This window comes from Algibacter sp. Ld11 (assembly GCF_045066735.1).
In the GTDB taxonomy this organism is placed as follows: domain Bacteria; phylum Bacteroidota; class Bacteroidia; order Flavobacteriales; family Flavobacteriaceae; genus Algibacter.
In genome coordinates, this window is record NZ_JBISHH010000026.1 from 473,776 (window position 1) to 497,122 (window position 23,347).

Annotated in this window: 13 protein-coding genes; 5 read left to right on the forward strand and 8 right to left on the reverse strand. The window is 34.9% G+C overall.

Going from position 1 to position 23,347, the window contains the following annotated elements; translation table 11 throughout:
• The first annotated feature begins 56 nt into the window (after positions 1-56).
• Together ACJJV4_RS18490 and ACJJV4_RS18495 are read left to right on the forward strand one after the other, a co-directional pair.
• A complete protein-coding gene (locus ACJJV4_RS18490; RefSeq protein WP_405296880.1) occupies positions 57-4,031 on the forward strand; it encodes a non-ribosomal peptide synthetase in 3,975 nt (1,324 codons plus the stop codon).
• Positions 4,024-4,794 carry a 4'-phosphopantetheinyl transferase family protein gene (locus ACJJV4_RS18495; protein ID WP_405296881.1) on the forward strand — a complete coding sequence of 257 codons (771 nt, stop codon included), beginning with the start codon at positions 4,024-4,026 and terminating at the stop codon, positions 4,792-4,794. Before ACJJV4_RS18490 ends, ACJJV4_RS18495 begins: the two co-directional genes overlap by 8 nt.
• On the opposite strand, the gene ACJJV4_RS18500 is transcribed toward ACJJV4_RS18495, so the two are convergent.
• Together ACJJV4_RS18500 and ACJJV4_RS18505 are read right to left on the reverse strand one after the other, a co-directional pair.
• On the reverse strand, positions 4,784-5,176 hold the full coding sequence (locus ACJJV4_RS18500) for a response regulator (protein ID WP_405296882.1): 393 nt from the start codon (positions 5,174-5,176) through the stop codon (positions 4,784-4,786). The genes ACJJV4_RS18495 and ACJJV4_RS18500 overlap by 11 nt on opposite strands.
• Positions 5,163-7,034 (reverse strand): PAS domain S-box protein, encoded by a 1,872-nt coding sequence (locus ACJJV4_RS18505; protein WP_405296883.1) that lies wholly within the window; start codon positions 7,032-7,034, stop codon positions 5,163-5,165. The genes ACJJV4_RS18500 and ACJJV4_RS18505 overlap by 14 nt, the downstream gene beginning before the upstream one ends.
• 489 nt (positions 7,035-7,523) lie before the next feature.
• Between ACJJV4_RS18505 and ACJJV4_RS18510 the strand changes: the two genes are divergently transcribed.
• Positions 7,524-7,970 (forward strand): hypothetical protein, encoded by a 447-nt coding sequence (locus ACJJV4_RS18510; RefSeq protein WP_405296884.1) that lies wholly within the window; start codon positions 7,524-7,526, stop codon positions 7,968-7,970.
• A 38-nt stretch (positions 7,971-8,008) separates the two neighbouring features.
• Here ACJJV4_RS18510 and ACJJV4_RS18515 read toward each other — a convergent pair whose 3' ends face one another.
• Together ACJJV4_RS18515 and recG are read right to left on the reverse strand one after the other, a co-directional pair.
• A complete protein-coding gene (locus ACJJV4_RS18515) occupies positions 8,009-8,590 on the reverse strand; it encodes a tRNA-(ms[2]io[6]A)-hydroxylase (RefSeq protein ID WP_405296885.1) in 582 nt (193 codons plus the stop codon).
• 51 nt (positions 8,591-8,641) lie between these two features.
• Positions 8,642-10,747, reverse strand: a complete 2,106-nt coding sequence (recG, locus tag ACJJV4_RS18520) for an ATP-dependent DNA helicase RecG (protein ID WP_405296886.1) — start codon at positions 10,745-10,747, stop codon at positions 8,642-8,644.
• 106 nt (positions 10,748-10,853) lie between these two features.
• Here recG and ACJJV4_RS18525 point away from each other — a divergent pair, with 106 nt between their 5' ends.
• Positions 10,854-12,851 carry a M1 family metallopeptidase gene (locus ACJJV4_RS18525; protein WP_405296887.1) on the forward strand — a complete coding sequence of 666 codons (1,998 nt, stop codon included), beginning with the start codon at positions 10,854-10,856 and terminating at the stop codon, positions 12,849-12,851.
• Between the two features lies 1 nt (position 12,852).
• On the opposite strand, the gene ACJJV4_RS18530 is transcribed toward ACJJV4_RS18525, so the two are convergent.
• Positions 12,853-13,848: a PorP/SprF family type IX secretion system membrane protein gene (locus ACJJV4_RS18530; protein WP_405296888.1), complete on the reverse strand. Its 996-nt coding sequence runs from the start codon at positions 13,846-13,848 to the stop codon at positions 12,853-12,855.
• Positions 13,849-13,854: 6 nt separating this feature from the next.
• Positions 13,855-19,761, reverse strand: a complete 5,907-nt coding sequence (locus ACJJV4_RS18535) for a PKD domain-containing protein (RefSeq protein ID WP_405296889.1) — start codon at positions 19,759-19,761, stop codon at positions 13,855-13,857.
• A gap of 200 nt (positions 19,762-19,961) precedes the next feature.
• On the opposite strand from ACJJV4_RS18535, the gene ACJJV4_RS18540 reads away from it, so the two are divergent.
• Entirely contained in the window at positions 19,962-20,882 is a 921-nt protein-coding gene (locus ACJJV4_RS18540; protein WP_405296890.1) for a patatin family protein, read from the forward strand.
• Here the strand turns inward: ACJJV4_RS18540 and ACJJV4_RS18545 are convergent.
• Positions 20,874-21,395 (reverse strand): hypothetical protein, encoded by a 522-nt coding sequence (locus ACJJV4_RS18545; protein WP_405296891.1) that lies wholly within the window; start codon positions 21,393-21,395, stop codon positions 20,874-20,876. The genes ACJJV4_RS18540 and ACJJV4_RS18545 overlap by 9 nt on opposite strands.
• A gap of 318 nt (positions 21,396-21,713) precedes the next feature.
• Positions 21,714-23,261: an FMN-binding glutamate synthase family protein gene (locus ACJJV4_RS18550; RefSeq protein WP_405296892.1), complete on the reverse strand. Its 1,548-nt coding sequence runs from the start codon at positions 23,259-23,261 to the stop codon at positions 21,714-21,716.
• Positions 23,262-23,347 lie beyond the last annotated feature (86 nt).

Genomic DNA, 23,347 nt, shown 5'->3' on the forward strand with positions numbered 1-23,347 from the left:
TTTTTTGCGACTAGATTAAGTATTTTGAGTGCAAATTAATGTAAAACCGTAATACGTTGAGTAATATTAATAATTTCAACCCTTTTATTGGACCAGAACTTGAAAAGGTAATCCCTATAACTCAGTCTCAAGCAGAGTTATGGATTAGTTGTAGTTTAGGAGGGATTGAAGCTAATAGAGCTTATAATGAATCTATATCTCTCGTTTTGAAAGGAGAGATAAATCATTTTGCTTTACAGAAAGCTTTACTAACATTAGTGCAGCGGCATGAATCTTTACGTTCTGTTTTTAGTCATGACGGGCGTTTTATGAGCGTTATGAAATTTGTTCCTTTGGACATTAAACACCATGATTTATCACAGTTTAAGTCGAGTGAACAAAAGCAAATTATATCAAATTTAGTATTAGAAGAAGCAAACTATCTATTCGATTTAATTAGGGGGCCACTTATTAGATTTACTCTTCTTGTAAAGAACGATCAGGAACATGAGTTATTAATAACCGCCCACCATATTATATGCGATGGCTGGTCTTTCGGTATTATGCTCGAAGAATTAGGGGAGCTTTATTCGGCTTATGCTACTAATAAAACACCTAATCTTCCTGAAGCGGACGACTATAGTGATTATGTAGATAATTTAATTGCATACTCAGGAAGCGAAGAAAATCTTAAAACTGAAAAGTATTGGCTAGATCAATACCAATCATTAATACCCGAACTTACCTTACCTACAGATTTTACTAGGCCAGAGCTTAGAACTTTTAAAAGTGAGCGTTTAGATTTTTCAATTGATAAAAGGTTATTAGCTGAATTAAAAAAAATAGGCATACAATCTGGCTGTAGTTTTGTAACGACACTCATGGCTGCCTTTGAGGTTTTTCTTTGTAAGGAAACCGGACAGGATGATATTGTATTAGGTTTACCGGCTGCGGGGCAAGCGGTAACAGGTAAAACACAATTAATAGGGCATTGTGTTAATTTATTGCCTTTACGTAGTAAAATAAATACGTCTTTCTCCTTTAAAGAGTATCTAAAATATAGAAAAAATTCGGTTTTTGATGCTTACGATCATCAGCAGCTAAGTTTTGGAGAGTTATTGCAAAAGCTTCCATTGCATAGAGATCCGTCACGAGTACCTCTAGTTCCTGTTGTTTTTAATATTGATATGGGCATGACGGGGCGTGTTCATTTTGAAGGCTTAGAATACAAGTTAATAAGTAACCCGAGAACCTCAGAAACTTTCGAACTTTTTTTGAATGCTACCGGCAGTGAGGAAGCATTTGTTCTAGAGTGGTCTTACAATGTAGCACTTTTCAAACCATCGACTATAGAGCGTATGATGGCTTCTTTTGAAGAGATATTAAAATCAATTGTTGAGAATTCAGGTGTTACCATTGGAGAAATTGTAAAGGTTGATGATGCTCCATATAAAAAATTAAACCAAACCGATACTATTTATCCTCAATTGACTTTACATGATCTAATTTTAAATGGGGTTAAAACTTTTGGTGAAAAGCAAGCGTTGAAATTTGAAAACACCGAAATTTCATATCAAGATTTAGAGATTCAAGTTAATCAGCTTTCTCATTATTTTATAGAACAAGGTATTAGTTCTGGAGATATAGTAGGAGTGGCATTACCACGCTCAATAGAGCTTGTTGTTTCTCTAATTGCTTTAATGCAATGTGGAGCAACATATTTACCATTAGATCCAAATTACCCTATCAATCGATTAGAGTTTATGTTGGATGATTCAGGAGCGAATTTCCTTATTTCATCTAAAACATTTTCATTAAGTTTAAAAACAAATGCATCAGTGTTATTATATGAAGATGTATTTTCAAGTTTATCAAAATATACTTCAACACCACCTTCTTTTAATTTAAGTAACAATCAGGTTGCTTATATACTCTATACTTCAGGTTCTACAGGTAAGCCTAAAGGTGTATCTGTAACACATAAAAATTTAGTCAACTTTTTGTATAGTATGATGCTGGAACCTGGCATTGAGGAAGGAGATAGGTTATTGTCGATTACAACAATTTCATTTGATATTGCTGGTCTTGAGCTTTTTCTTCCTTTGTTAGTAGGCGCTACATTGGTAATAGCTAACGATGATACGGCTAGAGATAGTCGATTAATGTTAGCACTTTTAAAGCAAGAACGCATAACAATGCTGCAAGCAACGCCAACAACTTGGCAAATGTTATTAGATGCAGGGTGGGAAAAAGCATTGCCTATTAAAGCACTTTGTGGAGGCGAAATGTTACCGTTGCCTTTAGCAAAAAAAATACTAGATAGGGTAGATGAGTTATGGAATGTGTATGGACCAACAGAAACCACAATATGGTCTACTGTAAACCAAATTAAATCAAATGATGAACAAATCACCATTGGTAAGCCTATAGCAAATACTCAAGTTTTTCTGCTAAACTCTCAAGGTTTATTGGTAGAGGCAGGGAAAACTGGAGAAATTTGTATTGCCGGAGATGGTGTGGCCAAAGGTTATTGGAAACGTCCAGAACTTACAAATGAGAAGTTTATCAAAAATACTTTTAATAAAGATGATAGTACCAAACTTTACCGAACAGGAGATTTAGGTAAATTATTGCCATCGGGAGAACTTTTGTGTTTAGGAAGAATAGATCATCAGGTAAAAATTCGAGGACACCGTATTGAGTTAGGAGAGATTGAGGAGGCGTTGGATGAGGAGAGTGAAATTATATCATCTGTTTTGATTGTTAATTCAAACCGTTTGATTGCATTTGTTATCACCAAAGATACTCATGCTTTTTCTGAAGAAAATATTACGAATTGGAAAAAGAATCTTGCTAATAAACTTCCAGATTATATGGTGCCGCAAGATTATAATCAGGTAACTCAATTTCCAAAAACATTAAATGGTAAAATAGATAGAAAGTCTTTATTAGAAAATGCTTCAGAAAAAAAAGGAGCAGCCCATTTTACAGCACCTCGAAGCAAAACAGAACAAATTGTATCGGCTATTTGGAAGGTGTGTTTAGAACTTGATAATATTGATATTTTTACCAATTTTTTCGAACTAGGCGGACACTCTCTCATTGCTGTTAAAGTTATGGTGAGTTTGGAAAAGGAAACTGGAGAAAATTATCCGCTTTCTTCTTTGTTAGAATATCCAACCATTGAGAAATTAGCCAAATTTATAGATTCAGGCAAAGATTTATCAACATGGAGTTCTCTCACACCTATAAAGACTTCAGGAAGTAAAGCGCCATTATATGTTGTGCATGGTGCCGATCATAATGTTTTAATTTTCGAAACGTTATCAAGAACACTAGATAAAGAGCAACCTGTTTATGGATTGCAAGCAAAAGGCCTTAACGGAACTGATGAGCCTCACGATTCTGTAGAAAAAATGGCAGCGCACTATGTTTCCGAGATTGTAGAGTCTAATCCAACTGGCCCGTATGCTATTGCAGGATATTCGTTTGGTGGAATTATTGCTTATGAAATGGCTAAGATTTTAAAAGCTCAAAACAAAAAAGTAGCGTCGTTAATTTTACTAGATAGCTACGTGTATCCAACTTTTAACTATCCTGTTTCCTTTAAGAAAACAAGTGTGCATTTGTCGTACAGTTTAGGTCAAGCCGCTTTTGTTGTTAAAATGATGCTTGAGGATAGAAAGAATTTTGATCGATGGTTAGATATTATACAAGCAAAGTTTAAATCGCTTTACTTAAGAATTAAACTAGGCCGCGAAGCACAGCATAAATTAGAGAAACCTTGGCCTTTGGAGCTAGATGATAAGCATAAATTGGCTGTGTATAATTATCAAATTACTCCCGAAGCATTAGAATTAGATTTAATTAAGGTTGAAGATGACAATATATTTTACGCACATGATACCAATTATTTAGGTTGGAAGGAGATAGCGCAAGGTGGCGTAATAAAACATGTTATACCTGGTAATCATAAAAATATGTTTCAAAGTCCAAATGATGAAATTCTTGGTAAAACGTTACAACATATTTTAGATCGAGATTATGAATGATTCTAAAATTAAAATATGTTGTCAAACAATAAAACTACCTGAGCGTAAAATTTATGATACTGACATAGATATAGAAGGCTTCAAGCTTTTTAAATTTAAAATTTCCGATTATATCGCGGTTATTTCTGAATTGAAAAAACTGTTAAATGCTCAGGAAATTGATAGAGCAGAAAGGTATTATCATCAACATGACAGTCAGAGATTTATAATATCTAAAGCTATATTAAAACTTATTTTAGCTAAGGAAATTGGAACCGATGTTTCGACAGTAAAATTTAGTAAAAACTCTAATAAAAAGCCATATTTGGCTTTGCATCCCGAATTGCATTTTAATGTGTCTCATGCTAAAAACTATGCGCTAATCGTTATAGGAACTCGACCAGTTGGTGTAGATGTGGAGTGTATTTCTAAAGATTTTAATTTCACAGAAATTTTACCAACGGTGTTTAGTAAGCCTGAAATGAATGAGGTTCTAAACGCAGCAAATAAAAATCTGGAATTTTATAAATTATGGACGAGAAAGGAGGCTGTTGTAAAGGCAACAGGTAACGGGATAGATGATAACCTTATAAAAATTAATATTTTAGATGGTGATAATGTTGTCGAATATAATGATTTGGGTGTAAAGCAATCTATGCAAGTGGTTAGTTTTGCTGTTGACCAAGATTATATAGGAGCCATAGCGTTTAAAGAGGGTCGAGTAGGTGTTAAGAACATAATACTTTACCCTCTAGATATTTTTTTAAAAGGTGTTATTCATTAAAGATAACGTCTTTTAGTTTTTCTAATGTTATAGGTTTTACAATATAGTTACTGTCAATGTTATAGTTTTTTGCTCGTTCTATATCGGCTTCGTTATTAGAACTTGTAAGAATAAAAATGTCTATTTTCTCTTTTACAGGAATTTCTTTAAAGGCATCTAGAAATTGCCAACCATCCCAAACTGGCATATTTAAATCTAGAAGTATCAAGTCTGGTAATTTTTCTCCACTAGAAATTATAGCTTTTAGTTTAGTAAAAGCGTCTTTTCCGTTAGAGCATATTAAAATCGATTCTACAAGTCCCGTTAGATTTAAAAAACGTTTGGTAATATAAACGTGTGTTGGATCGTCTTCAATAATACAGGCTAAATTAATTTTTTTCATGTTTAAAAAATACTTTAAAAGTGGTTCCTTTGTTTAGTTTGCTAGTTACTTCTATTTTTCCTCCTATGGTTTCTATTTGGTTTTTTGTAATAAATAAACCAATACCTCGGGCATCTTCATTGTCGTGAAATGTTTTATACATTCCAAACAATTTTTTCTTATGTAAGTCAAGATCAATTCCTATGCCGTTATCGGTAAAGGAAATAATTACATAAGGCCCTTTTTTTTCAGAGTTAATACTTAAAAAGCTATCGCGCTCATTAGAGCTGTATTTAATAGCGTTAGTTATAAAGTTTAAAATAATACTTTCTACATAGGCCGGAATACCCAGAACTTTTATGTTTTTTTCAGTATTATCAGTAATTTTTATATTATTCTTTTCTGCAATTGGAGAAAGTGAGGAAATTTGTTTTTTGATGATATTACTTAAAGGTATTAATGTTAAATTATCGTTTGATGATAAATTAATTTTAACAACCTCAGATAAATGGCTAATGGTTTCTTCTAAATTAGTAGAAGACGTCTCTAATAGCTGAATCATTTCATTTTCAAAAAGTTCAGGCTCATCATCTTTTAGTATTTGTAATAAGGCTGAAATACCTCCAGAATGCGATCGTAAGTTGTGAGATACGATATGCGCAAAATTTTTAAGACGATCATTTTGATCTTGTGTAATTGAAATAATACGTTTTAAAGCGGTTTCTTGCTCTTTTAGGAGCGTGATGTCTATTATTTGAGAAATAAAATAAAGGACCTCGCTATCTGTATCTCTTACAACAGAAACGGCAAGATGAATATTAACAATATGTCCTTTTTTATGAAAATAGCGTTTATCTACTTTGTAGTGGTCTTTTGTTTCATTAATAATATCCTCTATTAAAGTTGCATCTATATTTAAATCGTCAGGATGCGTGATATCTTGAAAGCTTAATGCATTAAGTTCTTCTTTGGTGTATCCTAGTATATCACAAAGAGTTTGGTTTATTTTTATCCATTTGCCTTGTTTATCAAACAAAGCCATACCAATAGCCGCATTTTCAAAATTACCTCTAAAGGCTTGTTCACTCTGCTCTAGTTTTATTTGGTATTTTTTTAGGTCGTCAATATCTTGTATTGTGCCGTAAACTCTATTGTAGTTGTTTTTAATTTTCTCAGGAATACCAATAACCTTTACCCATTTATATTCGCCTTGTAAAGTAACAATTTGTAATTCTTTGTTAAAGGGTTCTCCAAAATTAAGAGCTCTAAAAACAAGCTCTGTAATTTTAGTTCTACTAGAGCCTTCTTTGTAAAAATTAATACTAGTTTCAAGGTTGGGTTCATAATCTAAAGATACACCATGTATATTTTTAGTGGTGTTACTCCATTTTATAGTTTTATTTTCTACAGACATGTCCCAAAAACCAATATTGGCTTCTTGGTTGCACCTGTTTAGAAACTCCTCATTCTCTTTAAGTGCTGTAATCTCTAGATGAGAGCCCACCATTCTAATGGCTTTGCCTTCATTATTTCTAATAGCCATGCCTTTAGATCTAATCCACACCGTTCGTCCTTTTTTATGCGTATAGCGCAGTACTTGGTCGTAAGGGGTATTAGGGTCTTTAACATGTTGGTTAAAGTTTATTATTGCAGCTTTTAAATCGTCTTGGTTTATAATGTCTCGCCATGCAGAAGATTTGTGTGGCATTTTTTCAGGGCTATATCCCAGAATTTCCCAAAAACGATTATTCATCCATTCGTTTTCATGATTTTCAAGATCCGAATACCATATACCGTCTAATGAGTTTTTTTCTATAAACTCGAAGATTTTTGGATCTGTTTTTAAAGAACGATAAAGTTCTTTTTGTAAATAGTTCATTTTTTTAGGGAAAAATTTGTACTTAAAAACATAAAATTTAAATCAATAAAAGTGTTTGACTTTATTGATATTTAGTGGCAAATGTAGCCAATTAACTAGAATAAACCGTTTATATGTATCTATAAAGTTTTAATGTAAGAAAAGGCAACTGTTGTGTTTTTTTTTGATTTAGTAGAAATAAATACGCTGTTTTTTTTAATTGTATTAAATGCTTTTTTTAGGAGTAATTAAGCTTAATAGCTCTGTGTTAGTTCTTAAAAGATAGCTTGGCTTGTTTTTTTAAATTTAGAAGTATTTTAAATGAAAGAATTTTACTAAATTAGTAGAAAGAAAAAAATGTATTATTTCTTATCAAATAGCTAGGATATTAGGATATTAAGATTTTAAAATCATCTTAATTGATAAAAAAACGAACATAAAATCGATAAAACGCTTGTTTTTTACGTTTAAAAACTTAAATTTGCAGTGTTGATCCCCAAAAAATTCAATATGAAATTAAAAGTTGTATTATTTTGTTTTAGCCTTTTTATGGTAACTAGTGTTGGTTTTGCTCAAAAGAAAAAGCAAGCTAAAAGTATTATTAGTGAAAAGGTAGCTATTAAAAAATATCATAACAAAGCAGAGTTAGAGCGCATGCAAAAAGGTCAGTTATTGGTTTTGTATGTGGAACGTATTGAAAGTTTGGTAAAGTTGTTGCCATATATTGCTTTTGCTACTAAACCGGGTGTAACCATGACGAGTTTAGGCATACCTAACGATAATGATAATAGTGATGCTTTAGATGATCAATTTGAAGCTACTGATAAATACCTGGAGCAAATGCGGGAATTTCAAGGGCGTATTTTGCCATACTCGGATACCGACAATTTAATCTCAGCAATTTTGTTTTACGAAGAAACGTTTAAGTCTTTACATGAGTATAGTGAATTTCACTAATTTAAAAATAACATCATATAATATACTAAACCATACACCTACCCGTGTATGGTTTCTGCTTTTCCGTAGTTTTGAATAACTTCTGCTTCAAATTCAATAAGTTCTTGCCAGCGCTTATCTACGTTAATTGTTTTTCCATATTTTCTAGCAAAACCAATAAAAAGAGTATAATGTCCCGCTTCACTAACCATAAGATCGTGATAGAACTTAGATAGTTCTGGATCTTTTATCTTTTCTGAAAGCAATTTAAAGCGTTCGCAACTTCTAGCTTCAATCATGGCAGAAAATAATAGGCGATCTACCATCGATTGCAAGCGATTTCCGCCCTTATTCATAAACTTGTACAGCTCGTTAACATAACTGTCTTTTCGTTCGCGTCCGAGTTTAAAACCACGTTGTTTTATAATCTCGTGAACCATCTGGAAGTGCTCTATTTCTTCTTTTGCCAATTCTAGCAAATCGGTAACTAAATCTTCATGCTCAGAATTTAGTGTAATAATAGTAATAGCGTTAGTTGCGGCTTTTTGTTCGCACCACGCATGGTCGGTTAATATTTCTTCAATATTACTTTCTACAATGTTTACCCATCTCGGGTCGGTTGCTAATTTTAAACCAAGCATGATATTTTGTTTTTTTGTAAATGTAAGTATTCTGGTGAATTTTAGTAAAACCTAGCTAATATAATTCCAAATGTTTTTATACTTACTTAGTGATCTATAAGTGTTTAAAATTGGTAAGTTTTCTGGTTTCGATAAGCTTTTATCAATGTTTAAAATATTTTTTGCGTGATACCTGGCGTGCTGTAAAATGTCGTTATCTTTTATAATGTCGGCAATTTTAAGATTTAAAATACCACTTTGCTGTGTGCCCATAATATCTCCGGGTCCACGCAGGCGTAAATCTACCTCGGCAATCTCAAAGCCATCGTTGGTTTTAACCATGGTTTCTAAGCGTTTTTTGCTATCTTGACTTAGTTTGTAACCCGTCATTAAAATACAATAACTTTGCTCTGCACCACGCCCAACTCGACCTCGTAATTGGTGTAATTGCGATAAGCCAAAACGCTCTGCACTTTCAATAATCATTACTGAAGCGTTTGGTACATTAACCCCAACTTCGATTACGGTTGTGGCAACCATAATTTGTGTTTCACCTTTTATAAAGCGTTGCATTTCGTATTCTTTATCTGCTGGCTTCATTTTTCCATGTACAATAGAGATTTGATATTCGGGCATCGGGAAGTCTCTCGAGAGACTTTCATGCCCATCCATCAAATCTTTATAATCCATTTTTTCGTTTTCTTTTATTAGTGGGTAGACCACATAAACTTGTCGACCTAATTTTATTTCATCACGAATAAAACGGAAGACATTTAGCCTGTTTTTATCATAGCGATGAACCGTTTTTATCGACTTCCTTCCAGGTGGTAATTCATCAATTATCGAGATGTCTAAATCGCCATAAACAGACATGGCTAAGGTTCGCGGAATAGGTGTAGCCGTCATTACTAAAACATGTGGTGGCGATGTGTTTTTATGCCATAATTTACTTCGTTGCGCAACACCAAATCGATGTTGTTCGTCTATAATAGCGAGGCCTAAATTTTTAAATTTAACTTTATCCTCAAGTAAGGCATGTGTGCCAATTAAAAGCTGTAATTCTCCATTTTCTAACTTTTCATGAATAATTTTTCGTTTTGAAGTTTTAGTTGAGCCTGTGAGTATTTCTATACTGATATTTAGGTCTTTAGATAGTTCTAGTAATCCGTTGTAGTGCTGGACTGACAAAATTTCAGTCGGAGCCATTAAACAAGCTTGAAAACCGTTGTCAAGCGCCATTAATGTTGACATGAAGGCTACTATGGTCTTTCCGGAGCCTACATCGCCCTGTAAAAGCCGATTCATTTGGGCATTGCTGCCTAAATCTGCTCGAATTTCTTTTAAAACGCGTTTCTGTGCACCTGTTAATTCGAAGGGTAGATGGTCTTTAAAAAAGGTGTTGAAATATGTACCGACTTTATCAAACGGAAAGCCTTTTATTTTTGATTTATGAATTAAATTTTTAATAATTAGCTGTAATTGAATGTAAAATAATTCTTCGAATTTTAGCCTAAATTGAGCCTTAGAAAGTAGTTCTTGACTCTTAGGAAAATGAATGTTGAAAAGAGCATCACTTTTCGAAATTAATTTTAATTCAGTGAGTAAATAATCGGGTAAAGTTTCAGTAAATTTTCCTCTTGTATCTAGAAAAATTTGTTGCATGGTTTTGTTAATTACACGATTGGTGATCCCTTTGTTTGCTAATTTTTCAGTTGATGGATACACCGGTTGCATTACCGATCTCATGTTTTCTTTATGGTCCGATAGTAATTCTAATTCCGGATGTGGCATGCTAAATTTTCCGCCAAAGGCATTTGCTTTTCCAAAAGCAACGTATTCTATATTGGTTTTTAAGTTGTCTTTTATCCATTTTTGACCACGAAACCAAACTAATTCCATGGTGCCAGTTTCGTCCACAAAATTAGCAACAAGACGCTTTCCTCGTTTTTGAGCTACTTCTTTAAAGCCCGTAATTTTCCCAATAACTTGTATGTCTGCATTGCTTTGTTGCAGTCTACTAATTTTGTAAAACTGCGTACGATCTATATACCGATTTGGAAACAGGTTTATTAAGTCTTGAAAGGTGTGAATACCTAATTCTTTGCGCAAAGCGTCTGCACGGTTAGGCCCAATGCCTTTTAAATAATCTATAGGAGTTTGTAGGTAATTGCTTTTCACAAAACTAAACTAGAAATAAATATTAAATTAAAGTAATTTTGTTCATTGTTTTTAATATTTCGTCAAGAAACTTATATCTTGGTTTAGTTTTTGAATGGGTTTATTTATGAAATTATATGCGTTTGCGATTGTTTTAATTTGGAATATGTCGTTTGGTCAACAAACGGAAATGGTAGATTTTACAGTAGGTAAAGCTTTCATTTCTTTTGGAGACTTAACCCAAAAAGAAATGGGAGGTAAGGTTATTTATCAATTCGATATTTTACAAAACACGGATTCTATTGTTATCGATGCGCGAGATTTTGAGCGGATTGAGTATGTTTTAGATGAAACTTTTCAAGGCAGTTTATACAACAATAATCGGTTAATCGTTAAACATCATTTTATGGCAAATACAAGCCATTCTATTGAAATTTCATTTAAAACCAATCCTAAAAAAGCGATGTATTTTATAGATTGGGAGTATGCTGACGGGAATAAGCAAATTTGGACGCAAGGTCAAGGGAAATATACCAGTAATTGGCTACCCAGTTTTGATGATATGAATGAGAAAGTAGAATTCGATCTTACCATTGAATTTGATAGTTCTTACGAAGTTATTGCAAACGGAAAACTTGTAAATAAAAATAAGAATCCCGAAACCTCAATATGGCATTATGATATGGAGGAGCCTATGTCGAGTTACTTGTTAGCGCTAGCTATTGGTAAATATTCTAAGTATACAGAAGTTTCAAAAAGCGGTATACCCTTAGAAATGTATTTCTATCCTGAAGATTCTTTGAAACTTGAACCTACATATCGCTATACAAAACAAATGTTCGATTTTTTAGAAGAAGAAATTGGTGTGCCGTATCCTTGGCAAAACTATAAGCAAGTTCCTGTAAAAGATTTTTTATACGCAGGAATGGAAAATACGAGTACTACGCTGTTTTCCGATGCTTTTGTGGTAGATTCAATAGGTTTTGTAGATAAAAATTATGTGAATGTTAATGCTCACGAATTGGCTCATCAATGGTTTGGCGATTTGGTTACAGAAATATCAGGAACACATCATTGGCTCCAGGAGGGGTTTGCAACGTATTATGCGCTTTTAGCAGAAAAGGATGTGTTTGGAGGTGATTATTACTATTGGAGGCTTTACGAGTACGCGCAAGAGTTAATAACGCAGAATAAAGCAGGGGGAAGTACTTCGCTCTTAAATCCGAAATCGAGCAGTACAACGTTTTACAAAAAAGGCGCTTGGGTACTACATTTGTTGAGAGAAAAAGTTGGTGATACTGCTTTTAAAACTGGTGTTAAAAATTATTTGCAGAAGTATAAGTTTAAAAATGTTGAAACTAAAAATTTTATAGATGAAGTAGAGCTAGCTAGTGGTGAGGATTTGAGTCTATTTGTTCAGAATTATCTTGAAAATATTGATGTTTTTCAATCCGTTTTAAAACGAAAATCTGATGAGATTTTAAAAAATCAAAGAAATAAAGATGTTATATTTCCATGTAAATCGACAAAAATTAGCGAAGATAGTTTTGCGAAATGGGATTTGCTGTATGGATTTATAAATGATTTTTCTCGTGCTGATTTTTTCAAGTCATTAATTAATGATTCTTTAATTGATAAGAATGTGTTGTTTAAAGGTGTTTTGAATTCTAAAGATATCAAAATACGTCAGTTAGCTGCTCGGGCTTTAACCGAAATTCCAATAATATTACAGTCAGAATACGAAACGTTGTTAAAAGATGAATCTTATAGTACTATAGAAACCGCGTTGTTCAATCTATGGGTCAATTTTCCGCGTAAGCGCCACTTTTATTTAAATGAAACAGAAGGTGTTCAGGGATTTAATGATAAAAATGTGAGGCAACTTTGGTTAACTTTAGCTTTAGTCACTGAGGATTTTGAACCGCAGAATAAATCGAAGTATTTTGATGAATTAACAAGTTATACGGGGTCTAATTATGGCTTTGAAACACGACAAAACGCTTTTCAATACTTACATCAAATACAGGCTTGTAATACGCTTTGCACGAAAAACTTAAGTAAAGCAACAACTCATCATAATTGGCAGTTTTCTAAGTTTGCAAAATCACTGCTTAAAACAGAATAAATTACTTTCTACGTTCTAATTGTGCAGGGTTTCTACAGGTTAAGCAACCGGTTAGATATGTAAGCGAAAGTTCGAAAACGCCATCTGTTCTTCCAATTTTTGTAGTGTTAATATCATAAGAGAAACCAAATCTTAAATTTTCCATCTCCAAACCAATAAAAGCATTTATAGATGTTACTAAATGGCTGTTTGCGTCGTTTTTAGCTGGGTTGGTAACTGCGGTTAGCCCAAGCATTAGTTTTTCCAATTGCACATTGGTTCCTAGGTCTAATCGATTGTAGGCGCCTTGCTGCATATAGTTTAACGAGAGTAGCATATCGTTATAGTCAAAATAAGGAAATTTGTAGTTGGCATGTATTGAGTAGAAAATATCTAGTGGGGCATTTCCATTTTCTGCGAAAGAGATGTTAGGTTTGTTGAGATGCTTTATGGATGCTCCTAGCCATAAATCAGTATCGTTTCTATAATTTCTTTTATCGAAAACAAAACCAGCTGTAAAATCCACAAACATAATTTTGCTATTTCCATTGGTTGCAAATGGATCTGCGCTAATTGGGTTAATGCTACCTGAGTTGATATTTATTTGATCGCCAAGCACTAAGTTTTTAAAATTAAACGATTTTTGACCAAATCCAACTTCAATACCAGGTCTAAAATACCAATCGTTTGCTAATTTTACGTGGTAAGCAAAGTTTATGTTGGCTTGTAAATGGTTGTAATTCGTGTTGTTTTCATGTTGGTTTATTAAACTAAAACCAATGCCTCCTAAATTTTCTATCCAGGTGTTATAAAAGGCGTATTCGGTATTTACTCGTAAATCTAGGCTAGGCCATTGCGTACGGTGGATAATTCCGAAATAAGCAGCATCTTCAAAACCAGAAAATCCTGGGTTTAGAGTTTCAGGAACTAAAAAATATTGAGAAAATACGGGGTCTTGTGCGTTTGCTTTGAAAATAAAGCAACTTAAGACTAGTACTATGGAGAGTTTTAATTTCATCTTGCTTTATTTTATAGATACAAATTTGCCTTTTTCGGTAATGGTGGTGCCGTAAAGTGTTTTTGCTGAAAGTGTGAAGTAATAATTCCCGTTTTCGGCATCAATATCTTTAATTTTTCCATTCCAACCTTTTAAGTTGTTGCCTGTTTCGGAATAAATTAAACTTCCCCAAGTATCATAAATATTAAAGTCGAATTCTGATAAAGCTTTGGTTTGTGGCGCAAAATAAGGGTTCATGCTATCGCCGTTAGGTGTAAAGGCATTGGGCATCATAAGGCTGTAACCTTTACTCACAATAAGGTCTATTTGTTTGGTGTAAACACAGCCAAACGGATAGGTTACAGTTTGTGTCACGCTGTAAGTATCTTCGTTAAAATAAGTATGCTCTGGGTTTTCTTCATTAGAAAAAGTACCGTCACCAAAATCCCAAGATACGGAGACAAAATCTCCGGTTGACGTGTTTGTGAATTGAATGGGGTCGTAAATGGAATAAAAATCATAGGTGATTAGCGCAGTTGATGTAAGGTTGAAATCATTATCGCCCAATACAGGTATTTCAATATTGTATGATAAACTGGTCGTACATCCTATGTTATCTGTTGCCTCAATAATAACTAAACCATTAAACGTGGTAGACATAATCTCTCCATTTGTACCACTGATTGTGCCGCTAGACCATTGGTAGGAATAGGGAGGAACGCCACCAGATGCTTGTGCTACAAAAGTTTGGTTTACTGTTTTTGTATCGCAATCAAATTGAGTTTCGGTGCTTATTGCTACTTCTAAAGGCTCAAATCTGTTTATGTTCCAATTTCCTGATATTTCACATTGATTGGCATCGGTAACAGTTACAGAATAGTTGCCGGGCGGAATATTATTTAAATCTTCGGTGGTTTCTCCGTTAGACCATAAATAGGAAAATGGTAACGAGCCACCTGTTACAATAAGGTTAATTTGGCCGCTATTGGCATCATCGCAATTAAGGGCATCGGTAGTGTTGGTGGCAAGGTTTAATTCTCCGGGTTCTGTAATAGTGAAAGTTTCAGTTATTTCACAAGGTGTTCCATCGGTAATTGTCACCGTGTATGTACCGGGGCCTATGTTATTTCGCTCCGTACCAGCAATTGGGTCATCGTTCCAAACCAAGTTTACGGGATCAATACCACCAACTAAATTTAAAACAATTCGCCCGTCGTTAGCGCCGTAGCATGATACATTGGTAATGGTTGGTGTAATTTCATATATAGGGACATCATCAATTATAACAATGGCTTCTTTTTCGCAATTGGTTGCATCGGTAACAGTTATGGTGTAGGTTCCGGGAGATAGGTTGGTTTGCGAATTCCCCGAGCCTAAATTGCTCCAATTTACTGTGTAAGGCGCATTTCCTCCAGAAATATTATCGATGCTTATAGATGCATCGTTATCTCCATAACATTTAATCTCGGTTGCTGTGTATGCTATATTGATGTCGTCGCTTTGGGTTAAGATAACCGCTAAGGTGTCTGTGCAATTGGATTTGTCGGTAACTGTAACGGTGTACGTTCCAGCACTTAATCCTGTTAAATTTTGATTACTACTCGTAAAGCTATTTGGACCCGTCCATGCATAGTTGTAGTCAAAAACTCCGCTAGATACTTCAATTTGTCGTCCGCCAGTTGTATTAATATTTATTTCACCAGTGGCGAAGCCAAAGCAGTCAATATTGGTTTGATTTGCTAGGGTTATATTTAGTATTGCAGGTTCAATAATTTCGAAGTCTTCGGAAATTGGTGCGCAATTATTAGCATCGGTTACAGTTATTTGGTAGTCACCAGGTTCTAAATTGCTTAAATTTTCTGTGCTTGAAAATGGAGTGTTGTCTTTGGTCCATGCATAGTTGTATGGTTCTGTTCCTCCAGAAATTTCAATACCAATACTACCATCGTTAGCACCAAAACAAGAGATGGTTTCGGGATCAAAAATTATACTGCTAAAAATTAATTCATCTGGTTCTTCAATATTGAAAGTTTCTATAAATGGGCAACCGCCATCGTCTAAAATATTAATGGTATAATCGCCAGGTCCTAGGTTTGAAATATCTTCGGAATTACTGCTGAAACCATTCGGTCCCGACCACGTTATTTGATAAGAATTTCCTGTAGAAAATGGAACGCCTCCAGAAATAGAAATGTCTAAAGCACCAGAATTAGCACCGAAACAACTACTATGCATTATGGTTGAAGTGATACTGATTGAAGGGTTTACGGTTATTGTTACCGTGAAATCGTTGCCGATACAAATTCCGGAGGTTGGTGTAACAGTGTAGGTAACTGTGGATGCGGAGGTTGCATTGTTTGTTAGGGTCTGACTAATATTGGTTTGCGGTGTGCTTTCACTTGAAGCTCCGGTAATGGTTCCTGCAGGTGTTATAGTTGGTGTTGTCCAAGTGTAAGTTGTGCCTGTTGGTGCTGTATCTCCAATAGCGGCTTCTGCTGTTGTGCTAAATGATGTACCGCTGCAAATTATTTCCGATTTATCGTTAATATCTGGGGTTTGATTAATTATTATTTCCGCTGTATCGGAAGTGATAAGAGTACACCCTCCAGAACTAAAGGTTATCACCACATAGTAATAAACTGTACTTGCTATGGTTGATGGCGGATTAAAAGTTGAGGTAGTTTCTCCCGAAATAGCAGTACCTGTACTCGTATTGTTGTTAGTGTTAGAATACCATTGGTATGTAGGAGTACCAACACCGTCTGAATAAGAAACGGATAATTGGTTAATCGTATCTCCTAAGCAATAGGTATTAGAAACGGGTTGTGTATTAATTACTGGAGCTGGGTTTATTATCACTTCAGCGAGATTGGTTGTGGCGCTACAATTTGCACTAGCCTGAGTAATTTCAGCATAATAATATAGAGTACCTACCGTATCGGTAGGAGGTGTATATGTACTATTAGTTGCGCTAGCGATTATAGTGCCTCCAGAATTACTATTGTTAGAATTACGATACCATTGGTACTTGTAAGTAGAGCCAATGCCACCAGAGGTAACAACTTCTAAATCTTGTGCAGTTATACTTTGGCAAAGTGTTTGTGTTTGTAATGGCTGGCTGTTTACTATGGGGTCGTTAACTACTACAATTTCAGCCACGTTACTAGATATCGCACTGCAACCTCCACCATTTAGCGAAATCATTACATAAAAATAAAAGTTTCCGGCTGTTGTAAAAGTAGGAGGGGTGTAATCTATACTATTTGCTCCTGAAATTGCAGTACCTCCGCTAATGGAGTTTGTATTATTGCTATACCATTGATATGATACTGAGCCTGTACCTCCGAAATGTGTTACGCTTAACGCTGAAGTAATAGAGCCGCCATTACAAATGTTTTGAGTTGCTATAGGTTGAGTATCTATTTCAATGCCATCTACTATTTCAATTTTAGCAGTTTCAGATGTAATTTCGCTGCAACCACCTCCAGATGTAAACGATACGATGGCGTAAAAATGAGTCACTCCAATTGTTGTATTTGCTGGTGTGTAAGTTGAATTTGTTTCGCCTATAATTTCTGAGCCTGTAGTATTGTTGCCAGTAGAGTTGCTGTACCATCGGTAGGTAGCCGTTCCAGATCCGTTAACAGAAACTGATAATGTAGATACCGGACCATTTAAGCATATGGTTTCCGATATGGGTTGTGTGGTGAATGTTGGTGCCGGGTTTACCGTTATTACTAAATTTACAGGAGTTCCATTGCAGCCTCCAATAGAAGGTGTAACAATGAAAGTTACATCTTCCGAAGTTGTATTGGAGTTTACAATGTTTTGTATTGGAATAACATTGCTAGATCCTGAACTTAAAAAACCAGAAACACCTGTGGGTGCTGAGGCTGTCCATGAAAATGTAGTGTTTACTATATCCGATGTTAAATTAACTTCTGTGGTATTTGTGCCTGAGCAAATAGTTTGTGTTAAATCTGTATTTGTAAGTGTTGGTATTGGATTTATTGAAAAATCTTCCATGTCAGTTACTGTTCCGCAGCTTGTAGTGACACTTAGAGAAATTGTATAATCTCCAGAGTTAGCATAAGTAATTGTTCCTGGATCTAAAGTATTTGCTGAAGAAGGTGATCCTCCCGGGAAACTCCAAGAATAAGTGACACTTTCAGAAGTAGGAGCACAGCTGTCTATATGTGCTGTGGGGGTTATAGATGCGGCACCGCAAATATCGTCAATGTCATCAATTACTGCAGTAGGAGGTTGCTTTACTTCTATAGTTTGTGAAGTATCGCTAGATCCACATGCGTTAGTAACAGTTAGTTTTATATTATAGCTTCCTGCTTCGGTAAAATTAAAAGAGGGTGAAACGGCGTTTTCATCGCTACCATTTGTAAAATTCCACTGGCCTGAACCTGTTTCGCAAAACGATGGAGTATAATCAACTTCCCAAAGGTAGGTTTCTGCACCGCAACTTTGTGATACGTCTGTCGTATTTGTAGTTTGTACGGCAAGCGGAGTACAGCCTCTGTTTGAATTAATTGTGAATATGGGGGTAAGTTTTGGTTCAACGCAAATTTTTCTAGTAATACTATCATTACCGCATTTGTTTCCTGTTTTTAAAGTTACACTATAGTTTCCTGGTGTTGTGAAATTTAAACAGAGTTGATCACTTCCGGTTAGCCAAGAGTTTCCTTCTGTTAATCCAAAGTCGTCACCTAAACTACCACTCGTTATAGAATATCCTGTGCTCGGAGATACTTCCCATGTAATATTAGGGCTTGTATTACAAACACTTCCGCTACCTAAATTTTCTTCACCTATAGACGTGTTTGTAAAGCAAGTTGAAGTATTTACACATGTGTTATTTGGGCTAGTAAAATCGGCTTCTGGAGCTATTGAAACATATATAGGTACAACACCGACGGAAGAAGAACTGCACGGGTTTGTTGCTACAATAATAGCAGAGAATGAATTGTCATAAAAGTTCGTGCCATCAGAACTTGTTGTGTTACAAGAGGAAGATGAAAAATCATGAGCAATTTCTGAAGGTGGCGGATGATTAAATGTTTCTGGCGTTGATCCGTCATTAAAAGTAACGGTGTAAGTTGTTCCTGGTGCGTTGTTTTCTGTTCCCGTTATAGGGAATGTCAGGGTTCGAGAATTACAAATATCTGTATTGCCAGGGTTTCCTAATGATACTCCAGGATTAGACCCAACAAAAACAATGTAGTTTTCTGTGGTGTCGCATCCGTTATTTCCTGTTATGGTATAAGTTAAATTGTGCTTCCCTACGGCATACGTATGTGTGGTGGTACTCCATGTTGTTTGGTTGAATGAAGGAGACCCATCTCCCCAATCTATTGAGTACGACGAGTTTAATGACCCAGTAGTTGATGTGTTAGTAAATGTAAATAAAGCTGTAGAATTACTACATTGTCTAAATACCGGTTGACCTTCAAAAATAGAGCCGGACCCCGTTCCTCCCAAATTTGTGTTCGGTGCATTTGTTACATTTATAGTTACTTGGTTTGACGTGTTTACTATATCGTTAGTACTATCTTCAACAGATATTAGGTTGTAAACATACGTTCCTGCGTTTTGCGTACTAGCGTTTATTGCAATGGAGTTGTTGGATCCGTTAGAACTTACTGTTAATAAATTTCCACCATTTATGTTGTAGCGAAAGGTATAAGGCGCAATACCTCCAGAACCAGTAAATGTAACTTGAGGTGCTGTTGAGGAGTATTGACAAACAGTTGTGTTTCCGGATAAACTAGCAGACGGAGGCATTAAAGCATCCGGAGCATTGTTTAAAAACAAAGCGTTTAAAGATGTGTTCTTTGTCCCGATTTGCTCAATTTGGCTCACGCCGAGATATAGAGCCAATACTATCAGGGAATATAGCATAGCTTGAAGAGTGTAATTCTTCATAGAGTTGATGTTGGTTAATAGCTGATACTAAATTAATTAAATAATTTAGTTGTAATTATAAAAAGACATTTAATCTTGCTTTTTTTTAATATTTGATATAAAAGGACAGTAATATTTGCTTATTCTTAGTAGAATAAGTTTTAAACATATAATAAGCTATCTGTAAATTCTTCTTTATATTTACCCTTTAAATATTTTAAATGAAAGCATTAGTTATATCGGGAGGAGGAAGCAAAGGTGCCTATGCAGGTGGTGTAGCTCAGTATTTAATGCAAGAAGAGGGGCGTGAATATGATTTGTTTTTAGGAACATCTACCGGTAGTTTGCTTGTGCCTCATTTAGCTGCAGGAAAAATTGATAAAATCTATGATGTTTTTACTAATGTAAAGCAGAGTAATATTTTTAGTATTAACCCTTTTATTATGCGTAAAAAGGACGATCGTGATTATGTTACCATTAATTATTTTAACACCTTATTACAGTTTATAAAAAGTAAACGAACCTTTGGGGAAAGTAAAGCTCTAAAGCGTTATTTAAAAAGGCATTTTACAAAAGAAGAGTTCGATTTAATTAGAGCAACTAAAGAAGATGTTGTAGTTACTGTCTCTAATTTATCAAGAAATAGAGTAGAGTATAAGTCTATAAAAGATTTTAGCTATGAGGAGTTTTGCGAATGGATTTGGATTTCTTGTAATTATATTCCGTTTATGTCTTTAGCTAAAGTGGATGGTTTTGAGTATGCCGATGGTGCTTTTGGGTGCGTTGTGCCTATAAGAGAAGCTATTTTACGTGGAGCAACCGAAATAGATGCTGTAATTTTAGAATCGGAAAATATGGAGTACAATAAAGTACTTGGTAAAAACCCGTTTTCATTAATGCTTAATTTATTTGGGCATTTACTAGACCAAGTAGAACGAAGTGATATTACTATTGGAAAACTAGCTGCAAAGTATAGAAATGTGCAACTTAATTTATATTATACACCATCTAAACTTACCGAGAACTCTTTAATTTTTAACAAAAAAGACATGACAGTTTGGTGGAAGCAGGGCTTTGATTATGCCAAAGCTAAAAGTCAAGAAGGGCGCTCTAATGAGTTACGCCAAGAAATTTTACCATAAGTCGGAAACCTCTTCTTTAATATATGATAGTGCGGCATCAGTTGGTGCTAAGCGTTCCATCATTTCGGTTAAAACAACTTCTCGCAATTTGTTTGCAGTATCTGTTTTCTCTAATAAACTTGCCTTTCTTATAAGTTGAATGGTCGCGTTTTTAGATGCTGTAATAATGTTCCAACATTTATCGCTTATATAAATTTGTTGTGATAGGTTGTGTTCAAATTCTTGTTCTATACTTTGAATAAGTAAAGATTCGTAATTTTCTTTATTAGAAGATGTTGGTGTTATGCGTATAAGTAGTTTTGAGGGGGTAATACGTTCTAAAAAAATGGCCATACGCTCGTAAGCTTGTAGGCGCAACGGTAAAGCGGTTACTTGCATGTCTTTTTTTAGTAAAAAGCGTCTTCGACCATCTTCGTTTTTGGTGTGTTCTTTAAAAAAATAATAGGCAATTAATCCGGTTACTAATGTTGGTATAGTAAACATGAAGAGGTCTAATATTCGGCTAATTTCCATGGTGTAGGTTATTTTATAACAAACTTAAGTGGTTTGCTTTAATTCTACAAATATTAATTTAAACATTGAACATTATTCTGAATACTAGCTTTTCGAGCTGTGCGCAAGGGATTGATGCGGCATCCTTTTTGTAAAGTTAAAGAAACATTATAATTAATTTTGCCGAGATTAACTTAAAGCGCTTTAAGTATCTATTGAGTAATGTGTTTTATAAAAAGATATAGCGGAAAGCCCGACCTGAAAGGATGCGCCAAAACGAAAAAACGGCCTAAAATCGAATTGATTAAGGCCGTTTGTGGTTCAAGTTTTTATTGTAAACTATTTAATACCTCCTAAATGTTGGCAACTTCTAAGGCTTTCCATGCCCTTGAAAGGTACAGGGGTTTTATCGTACATGTAGGTTCGGCTGAGGTCTTTGGCCAGATCATTACCGTCTATATTAATTTCTATATCGGTCATTTTAAACTGGCAAGGATGCTCGTAACCTGCTGCATGTGTTATTTCTACAAGTTCTTTTCTAAAGGTTTTAAAATATTGTGCCAAACGTTGCGACTTTAAAGTTGGGTCGATACCGTTTTGTGTCCATTTCTTTTGCGTTGCAATTCCTGCAGGGCAGCGGTTGGTATGGCAAATTTGAGCTTGTATGCAACCAATACTCATCATGGCTTCACGAGCTACATTAATACAATCCACCCCCATTGAAAAGGCCATAGCTGCTTTTGCAGGGAAACCTAATTTTCCGCTACCAATAAAAACAATACGCTCGCTTAAACCTTTTTCTTTAAACATTTTGTATAAATCGGTAAAACCATAAACCCATGGTAAAGACACGTGATCTGCAAAACTTGGTGGAGCCGCGCCTGTGCCTCCTTCACCACCATCTACTGTAATAAAATCTGGACCTTTACCTGTTTTTATCATAATATCGGCAAGTTCTTTCCATTGGTCCAATTTTCCGATAGCACCTTTTATACCAACAGGTAGTCCGGTTGCTTTTGCTATTTTTTCAATAAAATCTACCATTTCGGGTACCGTAGAAAACGCTTTGTGATTGGGGGGAGATAGTACATCTTTTCCCATTTCTACATGGCGTATTTCTGCTATTTCTTTAGTTATTTTCGCTCCTGGTAAAACGCCTCCTTTTCCTGGTTTGGCGCCTTGTGATAATTTAATTTCTATAGCACGTATAAAAGGATTTTTCTCTACAAGGGCTATTAATTTATCCATGGAAAAACCGCCGTCTGCAGAGCGAACTCCAAAATAACCTGTTCCAAAATGAAATACAACATCACCACCATTACTGTGGTACGGCGATAAACCACCTTCGCCTGTGTTGTGGTATGCTCCTGCGATATGCACACCTTTATTCATGGACTCAACAGCTTTTGCAGAAAGAGAACCGAAACTCATTGCAGATACATTTATCACTGAGGCTGGGCGAAATGGGCGTTTTCTATTATTAAATTCTCCCATAACTTTTGCGCATGGCAAAAAGGTTTTATCACTAAAATGCGGATGGTCTTGGTTTTTAATTTCAAAAGGCATCATGGCATTTTTTACAAATACATGCTGATGCTCAAAAATATCTCTATCGGTTCCAAAACCTTCATAATTATTTTCGTTTTTTGCAGAGGCATAAATCCAACCTCGTTCAATTCTATTAAAAGGTAATTCTTCTCGGTTATTTGCTACAAAATACTGGCGCATTTCTGGTCCAATACTTTCTAACCAATAGCGCAAATGGCCAACAATTGGGAAATTATGACTTATAGTGTGATGCTTTTGGAGTACATCACGAATGGCTACAATGGCTAGAGCGATTAGTACCCATACCCACCATGAAATTGTTCCGAGAAAATCTAACATATGTTTTTTAAATTTGAATAACTTAGACGTAAAGATATTTAAAACTTAAATATTTAAGTGAATTGTTCATAATTTTTAATAATTCC

Bases quoted from the DNA above. Each gene is read 5' to 3' on its own strand.
- ACJJV4_RS18535 (WP_405296889.1), bottom strand. From the start codon at position 19,761: ATGAAGAATTACACTCTTCAAGCTATGCTATATTCCCTGATAGTATTG.
- ACJJV4_RS18495 (WP_405296881.1), top strand. From the start codon at position 4,024: ATGAATGATTCTAAAATTAAAATATGTTGTCAAACAATAAAACTACCT.
- ACJJV4_RS18510 (WP_405296884.1), top strand. From the start codon at position 7,524: ATGAAATTAAAAGTTGTATTATTTTGTTTTAGCCTTTTTATGGTAACT.
- ACJJV4_RS18545 (WP_405296891.1), bottom strand. From the start codon at position 21,395: ATGGAAATTAGCCGAATATTAGACCTCTTCATGTTTACTATACCAACA.
- ACJJV4_RS18505 (WP_405296883.1), bottom strand. From the start codon at position 7,034: ATGAACTATTTACAAAAAGAACTTTATCGTTCTTTAAAAACAGATCCA.
- ACJJV4_RS18515 (WP_405296885.1), bottom strand. From the start codon at position 8,590: ATGCTTGGTTTAAAATTAGCAACCGACCCGAGATGGGTAAACATTGTA.
- ACJJV4_RS18540 (WP_405296890.1), top strand. From the start codon at position 19,962: ATGAAAGCATTAGTTATATCGGGAGGAGGAAGCAAAGGTGCCTATGCA.
- ACJJV4_RS18500 (WP_405296882.1), bottom strand. From the start codon at position 5,176: ATGAAAAAAATTAATTTAGCCTGTATTATTGAAGACGATCCAACACAC.
- ACJJV4_RS18525 (WP_405296887.1), top strand. From the start codon at position 10,854: ATGAAATTATATGCGTTTGCGATTGTTTTAATTTGGAATATGTCGTTT.
- ACJJV4_RS18550 (WP_405296892.1), bottom strand. From the start codon at position 23,261: ATGTTAGATTTTCTCGGAACAATTTCATGGTGGGTATGGGTACTAATC.
- ACJJV4_RS18530 (WP_405296888.1), bottom strand. From the start codon at position 13,848: ATGAAATTAAAACTCTCCATAGTACTAGTCTTAAGTTGCTTTATTTTC.